This is a genomic window from Paraburkholderia sabiae (assembly GCF_030412785.1).
GTDB lineage: Bacteria > Pseudomonadota > Gammaproteobacteria > Burkholderiales > Burkholderiaceae > Paraburkholderia > Paraburkholderia sabiae.
In genome coordinates, this window is the sequence record NZ_CP125295.1 from 1,466,365 (window position 1) to 1,478,487 (window position 12,123).

General features: G+C 58.5%; 9 protein-coding genes. 6 read left to right on the forward strand and 3 right to left on the reverse strand.

Features of this window, described 5'->3' with window-relative positions:
* Positions 1-63: 63 nt before the first annotated feature.
* Entirely contained in the window at positions 64-1,032 is a 969-nt protein-coding gene (locus QEN71_RS06605; protein ID WP_201650246.1) for a LysR family transcriptional regulator, read from the reverse strand.
* A gap of 1,210 nt (positions 1,033-2,242) precedes the next feature.
* Positions 2,243-3,625, reverse strand: coding sequence for an MFS transporter (locus tag QEN71_RS06610; RefSeq protein ID WP_201650247.1), 1,383 nt, complete (start codon positions 3,623-3,625; stop codon positions 2,243-2,245).
* A 237-nt stretch (positions 3,626-3,862) separates the two neighbouring features.
* On the opposite strand from QEN71_RS06610, the gene QEN71_RS06615 reads away from it, so the two are divergent.
* A complete protein-coding gene (locus QEN71_RS06615) occupies positions 3,863-4,540 on the forward strand; it encodes a GntR family transcriptional regulator (protein WP_201650248.1) in 678 nt (225 codons plus the stop codon).
* Here QEN71_RS06615 and QEN71_RS06620 read toward each other — a convergent pair.
* Positions 4,537-5,907: an FAD-dependent oxidoreductase gene (locus QEN71_RS06620; protein ID WP_201650249.1), complete on the reverse strand. Its 1,371-nt coding sequence runs from the start codon at positions 5,905-5,907 to the stop codon at positions 4,537-4,539. The genes QEN71_RS06615 and QEN71_RS06620 overlap by 4 nt on opposite strands.
* Before the next feature lie 184 nt (positions 5,908-6,091).
* Between QEN71_RS06620 and QEN71_RS06625 the strand changes: the two genes are divergently transcribed.
* From QEN71_RS06625 to QEN71_RS06645, 5 genes are read left to right on the forward strand one after another with little or no spacing between them, the layout of a single operon-like run.
* A complete protein-coding gene (locus QEN71_RS06625) occupies positions 6,092-6,865 on the forward strand; it encodes an enoyl-CoA hydratase/isomerase family protein (RefSeq protein WP_201650250.1) in 774 nt (257 codons plus the stop codon).
* Complete coding sequence (locus QEN71_RS06630) at positions 6,858-8,423, forward strand: acyl CoA:acetate/3-ketoacid CoA transferase (RefSeq protein WP_201650251.1); 1,566 nt, start codon at positions 6,858-6,860, stop codon at positions 8,421-8,423. Before QEN71_RS06625 ends, QEN71_RS06630 begins: the two co-directional genes overlap by 8 nt.
* A gap of 21 nt (positions 8,424-8,444) precedes the next feature.
* Positions 8,445-9,590, forward strand: coding sequence for an acyl-CoA dehydrogenase family protein (locus QEN71_RS06635; protein ID WP_201650252.1), 1,146 nt, complete (start codon positions 8,445-8,447; stop codon positions 9,588-9,590).
* A 13-nt stretch (positions 9,591-9,603) separates the two neighbouring features.
* The gene (locus QEN71_RS06640) at positions 9,604-10,353 is read left to right on the forward strand and encodes an electron transfer flavoprotein subunit beta/FixA family protein (RefSeq protein ID WP_201650253.1); all 750 of its coding nucleotides are present in this window, start codon (positions 9,604-9,606) and stop codon (positions 10,351-10,353) included.
* Between the two features lie 14 nt (positions 10,354-10,367).
* Positions 10,368-11,318 (forward strand): electron transfer flavoprotein subunit alpha/FixB family protein, encoded by a 951-nt coding sequence (locus QEN71_RS06645; RefSeq protein ID WP_201650254.1) that lies wholly within the window; start codon positions 10,368-10,370, stop codon positions 11,316-11,318.
* Positions 11,319-12,123: the final 805 nt, after the last annotated feature.

Genomic DNA, 12,123 nt, shown 5'->3' on the forward strand with positions numbered 1-12,123 from the left:
GCACTTGGTGGAGGTGTGGGTTTGCGATCCACCGTCAATCAAGCGTTGCTACGTGCAAGCGATTTATGCCTGAGGACATTCCGCTGCGTTCACCGTCGAGGCCGCATATTCGTCAAGCAAATGAGCATCGCGCGCGGTTACGGTCGGTAAGTACTGGCGCAAGAACTCAATCCACGTTCGTATTCTCGCATCGATGTACTTTCGTGAAGGATGAAGCGCGTAGATGTTCATCTTCTGCAGTACATATTGCGATAGAACGCGAACGAGGCTTCCGTCCAATAGGCCATCAAGCGCCAGGTACACTGGTACCGTGCCTATACCCATGCTTGAGCGCACCGCTAGTGCAACTGCTTCACCTGTGTTCAATTCTACTGAACCTGAAATTTTGACTGCTTCGCTTCCCTTGTCGCTTTCAAGCAACCACTCGTACGCGGGAAACGCGGGCGTGTGGAGAATAAGACACTCATGCTGAGCGAGTTCATTCAGATTACCTGGCATACCTCGTTCCAGCACGTATGTAGGCGACGCGCAGAGAACGCTGAATGAGGAACCCAACAAGTGCGAGACAAGGTCGGAGTCGGGGAGGACGGACGAGGTTGATACGATGGCAATATCAATGCCCTCTTCATAGAGTTCTGGAACGCGTTGAGATAGGGTGAGGTCAGCAACGACTTCGGGGTAAGACGTCCGATACGCCTTAATTGCAGGCAGAATATAGCGCAGCCCAAATCCTGCGAAGCTGTGAATGTGCAATTTTCCTGTAGGCCGCTGCTGAGCGTCGCTGGCTTCCTCCTCAGCTCTCTCGATGTCCGCAAGAATTTGTTTGCATCGCTCAAGGTAGATTTCACCCGCCGGTGTAAGCGCAAGTTTTCGAGTAGAACGATTCAGCAACCTAGTGCGCAACCGTCCCTCAAGTTCTGTTATCGCCCTTGACATGGCTCCTGGACTTGTGTTGAAGGTCTCTGCCGCGCGTGTAAACGCCCCGCATTCCACGATGCGTACAAAGACGCGCATCTGACTGACTGTATCCATCTTATTCCCGCTCTTTGGTCAACGCCACGTTGCTGGCATGCTCATATAACCATGTAACTGCTGGTTTTCCGTTCCCTGCCGAGCCACGGGAGGAGGAGACCGATCCGAGTCGAACGTAACCTCCATTTTGATTTCGAGAAGGCGCAGATCTTGCGGCTAAGGTATTGTTTACATCAAGGTAATTCGCCTTGCGGCCCGCATACTTTTGAGCAAGACCATTGTCGAACTAGATACCGGTCGCGAGAGCGGGCTCATTCAAACGTGTTCGGCTATGCCGCCCGATTCTTTAGTGCAGCCGCCGGAATGCGACGCCCGGATACAAGTGTCCGGTTAAGGGTTGAATTGGCTCGATAAGCTCAACCTGGCATCACAGAGCGGAGTAATTGGTAACCGGAAGAACTCGGTATTTACAGGTGAGGAAATTGTACGAGCGCACGCTTTTTGAGAACAGTAACTTTCTGACAAGGGATTCTTTCGAAAGTTGGTAATAGTTCGATCGTTGCGTTCGCTGGAGATACGTAGCGGAAACCGTTCCTTGATGTTTGATCCAATTTCAGTACGGATTGCGTCATGCTCTTTTGATCGAAACATAGACGATGAAAAGTGCCGCTTATAGCGCGACCGATTTCGCGTGACCAGTGCTCGGCCATCTACCAGGAAGGCGTGCTAAGCGGCACGGATCTCCCGCCGATCTTGTTAAACTATCTAGCAACAGTCCGGAATCTGCATAGCCGGCCGCTCGGGTGCCGGTGGAAAGATGCACCAGTTTCCATCGGAGTGACGATAAAAGAACATTGCCTTCGATCCTGTTCCATTCTCAGCGACAACGCAAACGTAACGCCCAATCCTGGATCGTCCGTAGTGGCTGACTCTGAACCCTCGCTCAGGATTGGGCGACAACCAGTTCTCGACCATTGCTTTCAACGACCGTCCTATTCTTTCCATTGAACTTCTCCATCTAACTTAACGTCATGGCGCTGATTTGAAACGGTTTCTCACCAGCTCGTTTAGTGGAGGTTTCTGCGCCCTTGGCGGGACCGTTAGGAGCAGTTGGGTACCTTCGGAGGGTGGGGTGTGGCACCTGTCACAGAGCAGCTCAGCGGTCGAGTGACACTTCGCGGCTATCTATCTCGCGTAAAGCGCTCGAATGCTGGCCATCTCGTGATTTGGCTCCTTCTGGTACCCATCGTCGCGGCGGTGCTGAACGGGGCTACCTTGATACCTCCTCCAGCGAGATTCCCCTTGTTTCCTGTCCAAGCACGGCAATGGTGATGGCCGAGATCAGAAAACACACTGCACCCATTGCGAATATGCCCCCTTGCCCGGTTACCGGAAGTGCGACGCCGATTGCATACGGGCCGATAATCGATCCCAACCGCCCGATCGACGACGCCATACCTGCGCCGGTCGCTCGCGCACGAGTCGGATAGAGTTCCGGCGTATAGGCGTAGATCACGCACCACATGCCAAAGAAGAAAAACTGCATGGCGAGGCCAGCTGCAACGACTGCACCGATCGGCATTTTCAGGGCCGCGCATTGACCATAGATATAGGCCGTTAGCGCGCTGCCGAGGAGCATCGAGATCGCTGCCTTCTTGCGCCCCCACGCCTCAAGCAGCCATGCGGCGAAGAAGAAGCCCGGGATACCGGCGGTTGAAATGATGATGGTGTAAAAAACGGATTTCGTCGCCTGGTAGCCCGCCGCCTGCAGCAGCGCACCGAGCCATGATGTCAGGCCATAGTATCCGAGTAGCGTGAAGAACCACACCACCCAGAGCATCAGCGTGCGCTTGGCGTAAGGCGCACGCCACAGTTCCGCGAGAATTTCGAGCGTGCTGTGTCTGCCGACCCCGAGCGCCTCCGGAATTTTTGCGATCGGTGGCAGCGTCATCATTCCCGAACGGCGGCGGACCTTCTCCTCAATCGCGGAGACAGTGCGCTCAGCATCCGCGTTGCGCCCCACGGTTTCAAGCCATCGGGGAGACTCCGGGACGGCGCGGCGGATCACCAGCAGAAGGAGGGAAGGCGCGGCGAGTGCGATGAACACGCCACGCCAGCCGGTCACAGGCATCAGGAAATAAATCAGTATGCCTGCTGCCACAAAGCCCACCGGAAGAAACCCTTCGAGAATGGCGCTGTACTTGCCTCGAACTCGGGTCGGAAGAAACTCTGAGACCAGGGTGAGCGCGATGGGCAATTCCATGCCCATACCCACACCAAGCAGCACTCGAGCGCCGACGAGTTGGGATGCGTTTGCACACAGCCCGCAGAGCAGACTTCCCACGCCCCAGATAACCATGCTGAACTGGAAAACGGGTTTACGGCCGAAACGGTCCGACAGGATACCTGCCAGCGCCGCGCCGATAAACATACCGAAAAGGCTGGAACTGGCGACAAAGCCTGCGGCTGCGGTGCTTAATCCAAATTCGGTCTTGATCGAACCTAAGACAAACGTCATCGCGGCGAGGTCCATGGAATCAAACAGCCACGCGGTGGCGATGATCAGAAAGATGCCGCGCTGGTATCTGGTCAACGGTAGCCGTTCCAGTCGACCGGCAGCGTTCACGGCGCCGGCGAGATTTTCAGCTTTCATCTGGATGTGTCTCCTTGGTTATGGCCCGGCCATGAGCGCCGCTGGCTATCGGTCGCGGTCGGCATGGCGCCGGCAAATGCGAATTTTCATGGAACATCAGTAATATATTACAGGCTGAAATTCCTGCGCATGATGGATTACCCGTATCAAAGTGATGAGCACTAACACCGGGAAGTAGCAGGACGTGTGATATATCTGTAGTATGTGAAACGGGCACTAGGCTATCGGGGGAGCAACATGCTACAGGTACCGAAATCAAATCCGTCGCTCGCTGACCAGGCGCATCGCAAACTGGAAGAATTGATCGTCACGCTCGAGCTACCGCCGGGTTCGACCTACAGCGAGTTCGCGCTGAGCGATCTCGTGGGGATCGGTCGGACGCCTGTTCGGGAAGCCGTCAAACGTCTCGAGGCCGGTCGACTTCTTGAGACAGTGCCGCGGCATGGGGTGCGCGTCTCGCGAATCGATCTCTATGAGCAGCTCCAGGTCATTGAGTTACGTGCAGACCTGGAGCGCCTGATCTCGTCATGGGCTGCGATAAGGGCGATGCCTGCCGAGCGCAAGCAATTGCTGGAGATGGCAACGGAATTTGAGGAGGCGGCAAAGCGTGACGATATTCACGCCTACCTTAGGGCGGTCTTCGTTGCCAACCAGTACATTGCCCAATGTGCGCGCAATCCCTTCGCGTCGGCTGCCATCGCACCGCTCTTCGGATTATCGAGACGCTTCTACTACGTCTACCACGAAGAACTGGCAAATCTCTCGGAGGTATCGCGGCTGCACTCCGAGCGGGGGCGGGCGGTCGCCATGGGTGACGCCGCCATCGCAGAACAGGCTGCGGTCGAGCTGATGAAGCGAATCGAGGATTTCACCCGCAAGATATTCATGCGCGAGGCGGGGCGCAGCTCACCCTAAAGCGCGCTGCCGTGTGCTTTCATCAGGGCGCGAATCGTTTCACCCTGTAGGGCGCGGACGGTCACATTGTTAGCGAGCGCATATGACGCGGCAAGGCCGGCGGCTTGACCGTATTCGAAGCACTGGGCCGTTACGCGCGCGGATGCGAGCGCTTCATGCTCCGCGCTGAGGCAGCGGCCGGCCACGATGATATTTTCGCCGTTCTCCGGGATCATGGCGTTGTAGGGTACCTCGTAGTAATCGTCCAGTAGCCAGTGCAGTTTCGGTCGTTCGCCAGCATGGAGTTCGATGGGCCATGGTACACGACAGATTCCGTCCGGACGCTTGCGGCACTCGAGCACGTCCTGGTTCCGGAGGGTGTCGACACCGACGATCGAACGGGTCTGTCGGATACCGGCTTCAACGCCCGTATCGATGACGAAGCTTCGTTCGCAACCGGCGACGTTTTCCGCGAAGAAACGCGCGTACTCGCGAACCTGCTCGCGACCCAACACTTCTGCCTGTGTGAAGTCCTCGGGATCAATGACGTTGAGCATGCGGCCATCCTTCGCCTGGAGGCGCGTGGCGTTGACCAGCAATTCATGGTCGCGTGGTGTCGGAAACACCCAGATCTTCTCGCGCGGCAGGGTGTACCGATGTTCGGCGTTCGCCAGCCGGATGCGTTCAGTGACCCAGGGCGGGCAGATCGTATCGGAGCCCCACGCATCGAGGAAGCGGTCGCAGTCGACGTTGCCTAGTCGGAAGAACATTGTTGGGTTCTGGATTTTTCCGTTATCTCCGAAGGTATAGCGTCCCCCCGCGCGAGCCACGACGGATGCGTCGCCGGACGCATCGATGATGACCTTCGCCCTGACCGTGCTGCGGCCGGCTGAGGATTCGAGCAGTAGCCCCCGGTAGGTGCCGTCTTCGATCAGCACTCCTGTTACCACGGTGTGGTAGAGAAGCCGCACACCCGCGTCATTGAGAAACTGGTCTGCCGTCTCGCTCCAGACCAGTGGATCGTGAGTCACCGTCCAAGTCTTGCCGTAGATCTGGGGTGCGGTCAGGCCTCCCCGCTCACTCAGCCGTTTCCTGAATCGCTCCGTGAATCCGAACACAACCTGTTCAGGTGTTCGCGTCCTGTCGCTTGCCAGAAACATGCCGCAGATCGTGCCGGACATACCAGCCACTGCGGCCCCCCCGCAGAAACCATAACGCTCCACGAGTATCACGCTCCGACCCGCTTCGGCGGCTATCGTCGCAGCGGCCACACCGGCCGCGCCTCCCCCTACGACACAAACGTCGACCTCTGCGAGCAGAGGTACGTCCGTAAAGGCCGGCGAGTTGTGGATGGTTTCCCATCCGCGAAAGTAACGGTCAGATGTCATGGCTGTCTCCATTGGATATTTGAAATATATTACACGACTTTGCGCTGTAGCCAAGCCCGTCCTATTTTGCGCGCGCCATTACACCGAAACGGGTAAACACTGATGCTCATATCGGATACTAGTAATATATTACAGTTCAGGCAGCCTGGACTTCGGGCAGTTCAAACAGGAGAAGTAGACAGTCATGTCAACAGAAGAGGCTCGTGTGCTGGATGCACACATTGAAAACGGCGTGCTCGTGCTCGCCATTGACCGGTTCGCGCGGCGCAATTCGATGGACCAGACACTCGTGAACGCACTGCGGGAGATGTTGTGGCGCGCTGATCGGGATTCCGAAGTGAAGGCGATCGTGCTGCAAGGCAAGTCCGGTGTTTTTTGCGCGGGAAGCGATCTTGGCTTCATCTCGACGCTGTCCCTGGAGGACATGGGACGGTTCGAGCAGGAGTGCGGCGACATCGGGCGGCTGATCGGTTTTGTGTCCAAGCCTGTTGTTGCTGCAGTGGCCGGCTTTGCCATTGGAGGGGGATTTACCCTTGCTGCCTGTTGCGACATCGTCGTAGCCGGTCGCGAATCCCGCTGGAGCATGCCCGAGGTGCCGCTGGGCTGGCTTACGCCGTGGGGATTGAAACCCCTGATTGAAAGGGTTGGCACAGCGCAGGCCCGTCGACTCTGCTACTGCCTTGAGCAGCTTGATGGCAAGCAGGCGCAGGCGATCGGCCTTGTGGACTACGCAGTGAACGACGACGAGGTAGAGGCGTTCGCACTGCAGGTTGCCGCGAAGCTTGCGGCGCTGCCGGCACCCGCCGTCGCTGCGACAAAGCGACTTTTCGCGGGCTTGATGCTTAAGGATGCCGAGGCGATCGACTTCGAAGCGAACCGGCTGTTCGTGGAAAACTGCCGGGAACCCGCCGCGAGACAGACGCTGGAGCGCAAGCGCAAGGGGGTGGCCCATGAGTAAGGTCTGCACCGCTGCTGAAGCAGTCCGCTGTATTCGCGACGGAGACGTCGTTGCCAGCACGGGTGTGATCGGGTGGCTCACGCCGGACGCGCTGCTCAGAGAGATTGCGCATGCTTTCACAGTTGGTGCGGGAGCCAGCGATCTCACATTCTATTTTCCCGTCGGAACCGGCGACGCGCTAGCCATCCCGGGCATGGACCACGTCGCAAGACCGGGGTTGATGAAGCGCATCGTGTGTGGCAATTACATCAACCCCGTCAATCCGGTGACAGGACAACGCCCCGCCCTGATGCGGCTCATTCAGAGCAACGAGGTTGAGGCATACGCATGGCCGATCGGCGCGTCGATGCACTGGTTGCGCGAGGTGGCACGTCGCAGTCCCGGTTATCTGACCAAGGTCGGCCTGGGCACCTATATCGATCCGAGACAGGAGGGTGGCCGGCTTAATGGCGCAACCCGCGAGCAGCTCGTGCAGGTGCGGGAGTTCGACGGGCAGGAGTATCTCTTCTATCCCACGTGGGACATCAATGTCGCCCTGATCAGGGCCAGCGCCGCAGACGAGTACGGCAATCTGTCTTTCGATGACGAACCGCTGCAGTCATCTGCGATTGCGCTAGCCCTGGCGACGAAGGCATGCGGCGGTACGGTAATCGCACAGGTGAGGAAGATCGTCCAGCGCGGCGAACTGTCTGCACATCAGATGCGGATTCCCGGCGCGCTCGTGGATCGTGTCACCGTCGACGCCGAAGCGATGATGACGACCGACGTTTGCTTCGATGAGCGTTATCTCGGGGGGAAGTTCGCAGCCGACGCGCTGCCGCCCAGTCCCAGTGGCGCTGACCGCATCATCGCGCGACGCGCGGCGCGCGAAGTGCGTGAGGGGGAGGTCACGATCTTCGGCTTTGGGGCTTCCTCCGACATTCCGCTTGTGATGGCCGAAGCTGGGCTGTTCGACGACGAGGGCATCTGGCGATATCCGCATATCACTGAACACGGCGTCTTCGGTGGCGTGGTGATGAGCGGCTGGCAGTTTTCCGCGAACATGTTTCCGCAGGCGTTGCTCGACGGCGCGTACCAGTTCGATTTCATCGATGGCGGCAACTGCGATTTCGCCGCGCTCGCCTTTGCGCAGTTCGACGAGGCAGGTCACGTCAACGTCAGCAAGTTTGCGTCGTTCAATCCCGGCGCGGGTGGCTTTATTGACATCGCCACGAACACGCGACGCCTTGTCTTCACTGGGACGTTCACCACCGGCGGCCTGAAGGTCGCAACCGAAGGCGGCAAGCTCGCTATCGAGCGTGAGGGCAAGTCGCGTAAATTTGTCCGCAGGGTCGAGCAGATCACGTATCCGCTCATTCAAGGTGTGCGGGATCGCGGCCAGTCCGCGCTTCTCATTACTGAGCGGGCGGTTTTCCGTGTGGAGCGCGATGGCCTTGTGCTTCAGGAAGTGGCGCCAGGCATCGACGTTCAGCGGGACATTCTAGGGCAGATGGAATTCGCTCCGAAGGCCATCGTCCATGATCTGAAGACGATGGATGACGGGCTGTTCCGCGATTAACACATAGACAGAGGTAAGAACATGTTGATGGACCTGGATTCAGACGAGAAGCTGTTGCTGGACGGTGTGACCGATTTCGCGGAGCGTGCGCTACGCCCGGCCGTGCGGCCATTCGTCGAGCGTCACGAATTTCCGACCGAACTGGTGCGCCAGTTTGCCGAACTCGGCTTTATGGGCACTGCATACGATCCGGAATACGGTGGTGGTGGTCTTGGTGTGCGTGGCTCGGCGCTCGTAACCGAAACTCTGGCCCGTGTCGAACCGGGCTTTGCGGCGATCTATCTGTGCAACAGTGCACCGATGACTGTCATTTCCCGCTATGGCTCACCGGCGCTCAAGGAGCGTTGGCTCAAACCGCTTTGCGAAGGCCGGACACTTGCATCGTTTGGCGTGACCGAACCGGCGGGCGGTTCCGACGTGGCCAGCATCAAAACGAGAGCTGAGGAAGATGGCGATCATTTTGTCATCAACGGCGCCAAGATTTTTTCGACGAACGCTGGTACGCCACTGCATGGTCTGTCGACGGTCATCGCAGTAACGGATCCCGAGAAAGGGCCCAAGGGCCTATCGACGTTCGTTGTCCCAGTCGGCACGCCCGGCTTCTCGGTCGGCAAGGCCGCTCACAAGGTCGGCTGGCGAATCGCGCAGTCAGTCGAACTGTATTTCGACAATTGCCGTATCCCGAAGGAGTATATGGTCGGCAATCGCGGGGACGGCCTCAAGCAGATTCTCACGACCCTGAGCGTCGGGCGAATCCTGGTTGGCGCTGCGGGCCTCGGCCTTACGAAAAAATGTCTCGACCTGGCTCGTTCATACGGAAACGGTCGTCGCGTCGGCGGCGTACAGATCTTCGAGCATCAAGGTCTGACGTTTCCGCTTGCGACAGTCATGACCAAGGCGCACGCTGCGGAACTGATGATCCGCAATGCCGCGACACTTACGGACGCGGGCCGGAGCTTTCGCACTGAGACGTCGATGGCGAAACTGTTTGCAACGGAGCTCGCATCGGAGGCGGCAGACATCGCACTGCAGGTGCATGGCGGATACGGCGTGTTCGAGGACTACGAGGTCTCGGGGTTGCTCGGCGAGGCAAAGGTCCTCCAGATCGTTGAGGGAACGAGCGAGGTGCAGCGACTCATCATCGCCCGTGAGCTGGCCACTTCCTAAGCGGAGATTACGCATGAAAGTACTTGTCGCAGTCAAGCGGGTGGTGGACTACAACGTGAAGGTTCGTGTGAAGTCGGATGGTACGGGCGTCGATATCGCCAATGTGAAGATGTCGATGAACCCCTTCGATGAGATCGCCGTGGAAGAAGCGGTGCGCCTGAAAGAGGCGGGTGTCGCGACGGAAGTAATCGCAGTGTCAGCGGGAGCGGCGCAGTCGCAGGAAACGCTGCGCACGGCGCTCGCGATCGGCGCGGATCGCGCGATTCTTGTCGAATCCAACGAAGATTTGCAGCCACTGGCGATCGCCAAGCTGCTGAAGGCGCTTGTGGACAAGGAGCAGCCGCAACTTGTGATTCTCGGAAAGCAGGCGATCGACGATGACTCGAACCAGACTGGCCAGATGCTTGCTGCGCTGGCAGCCCTGCCGCAGGCTACCTTCGCGTCGAGTGTCGTCGTGGCCGACGGCAAGGCCACGGTGTCGCGTGAAATCGACGGCGGTACGGAAACGCTCTCGCTGAAGCTTCCCGCCGTGGTGACAACTGACCTGCGCCTGAACGAGCCGCGCTACGTGACGCTGCCGAACATCATGAAAGCGAAGAAAAAGCCGCTGGAGACGGTGAAACCCGAGAGTCTTGGTGTGGACGTCACACCGCGTCTGAAGACGCTGAAGGTGGCCGAACCGCCGAAGCGTAACGCGGGCGTGAAGGTGCCAGACGTGAAGACGCTTGTCGATAAGTTGAAGACCGAAGCCAAGGTGCTGTAAAGGAAGCCGAGAAAATGACGATTCTGGTTATTGCAGAACACGACAATGTATCCATAAAGGCCGCAACGTTGAATACGGTGGCCGCCGCGGCGATGGTTGCCACGGTTCTCGACGACGAAATTCACGTCCTGGTCGCCGGCCACGAGGCACAGAATGCTGCCGATGCAGCGGCGCAAATTGCCGGTGTATCGAAGGTGCTGCTTGCCGATGCGCCGCAACTTGAATTCGGTCTAGCTGAGAATGTCGAGGCGACGGTTCTCGCGATCGCGAAGAATTACTCGCACATCCTTGTACCCACCACGGCCGCGGGCAAGAACGTCGCGCCGCGCATCGCCGCGAGGCTCGACGTCGCGCAGATCAGCGACATCACCTCCGTCGACAGCGCAGACACGTTCGAGCGCCCAATCTACGCAGGCAACGCAATCGCGACGGTTCAATCGTCCGATCGCATCAAGGTCGTCACGGTCCGCACGACCGCGTTCGATGCCGTGGCAGCCGAAGGTGGCAGCGCATCGATCGAGAAAATCGACGCAGCAGCGGACAGTGGACTGTCGCAGTTCGTGAGCCGGAAAGTGACGAAGCTCAATCGCCCAGAACTGACGAGCGCACCGATTATCGTCTCCGGTGGCCGCGGCCTCGGCAGCGGTGAGAATTACACGAGACTGCTCGAGCCGCTCGCCGACAAGCTCAACGCGGCGCTCGGCGCCTCGCGCGCGGCCGTTGATGCGGGCTACGTGCCGAACGACTACCAGGTTGGCCAGACCGGCAAGATCGTCGCGCCGCAACTGTACATCGCGGTGGGCATCTCGGGTGCGATCCAGCACTTGGCCGGCATGAAGGACTCGAAGGTGATCGTCGCGATCAACAAGGACGAAGAAGCGCCAATTTTCAGCGTCGCCGATTACGGCCTCGTGGGCGATCTGTTCACGATCGTGCCAGAGCTTGTTAGCGCGCTCGATGCCTGACAATCTTTACAGCGGGAGCCTCTCGGGTACGCGGGGAGCACTCCGGCGAGCTGGCAGACTCCGCGCCGACGCGGACGATGCGTCGCTATGGAGATGGTTCGCATCGCTCATGGAAAATTCGAGGATTCGATGGAGAGATACGGGGAATTGCTGGCTCGTTGCGGTCGACTACACGTGCGTGTCTAGAGGATCTGATTTTGATGGTTCAATGCGCGCCGCGAAAGCTTCATGCGAGAACATGGACCTGAAACTCGTGGAAGCTGGCGCACGATCAGACACGGAGGATGCGTCACTGTGGCGATGGCTAACTATGCTCATCGACGATTCGCTCATACGTTGGCACCGGGTCGATGGCGGCTGGCTCGTGATCGTTTCGCGTCGGCGCTTGTCAACCAGACACGATTTCGAATGCGCGATCCGGGCGGCGAAAGCTGCCTGGATTGCAAGTCGAGCCGGAAAGTGATGGGCAATCAGGCGATTAGCTTCGACTCTATCGGAAGAGGTAGTGGTCTGTCGCTGAGTTGAGGCTACGGCAGCCGAAGTGCGATCAGCCAAAGACATTCATGCGTGCAGGAATTCGGCCGTGCTCCGCGCGCCAATGCTAAAACGTCACGAAGTGACTTGTGTTTGCGCAACGCCGGTCCCTCGACGGCATTGGCTTCCGGCGCGTGCGACCACTGCTGAGATCGGTAACACTTGCGGAGATCAGTTCGTTCGAGGGATCTTGACGTTCTCTCCCTTAGGGCCGAGAGAACGTCACCCGGAATGATGTGTTCGGATGGCGCTTCCACGCAGCAGAATGCTC

What these genes read in the sequence shown, in the direction of transcription:
- QEN71_RS06605 (WP_201650246.1), bottom strand. Translation starts at nt 1,032, where the DNA reads ATGGATACAGTCAGTCAGATGCGCGTCTTTGTACGCATCGTGGAATGC.
- QEN71_RS06630 (WP_201650251.1), top strand. Translation starts at nt 6,858, where the DNA reads ATGAGTAAGGTCTGCACCGCTGCTGAAGCAGTCCGCTGTATTCGCGAC.
- QEN71_RS06620 (WP_201650249.1), bottom strand. Translation starts at nt 5,907, where the DNA reads ATGACATCTGACCGTTACTTTCGCGGATGGGAAACCATCCACAACTCG.
- QEN71_RS06635 (WP_201650252.1), top strand. Translation starts at nt 8,445, where the DNA reads ATGTTGATGGACCTGGATTCAGACGAGAAGCTGTTGCTGGACGGTGTG.
- QEN71_RS06615 (WP_201650248.1), top strand. Translation starts at nt 3,863, where the DNA reads ATGCTACAGGTACCGAAATCAAATCCGTCGCTCGCTGACCAGGCGCAT.
- QEN71_RS06640 (WP_201650253.1), top strand. Translation starts at nt 9,604, where the DNA reads ATGAAAGTACTTGTCGCAGTCAAGCGGGTGGTGGACTACAACGTGAAG.
- QEN71_RS06610 (WP_201650247.1), bottom strand. Translation starts at nt 3,625, where the DNA reads ATGAAAGCTGAAAATCTCGCCGGCGCCGTGAACGCTGCCGGTCGACTG.
- QEN71_RS06625 (WP_201650250.1), top strand. Translation starts at nt 6,092, where the DNA reads ATGTCAACAGAAGAGGCTCGTGTGCTGGATGCACACATTGAAAACGGC.
- QEN71_RS06645 (WP_201650254.1), top strand. Translation starts at nt 10,368, where the DNA reads ATGACGATTCTGGTTATTGCAGAACACGACAATGTATCCATAAAGGCC.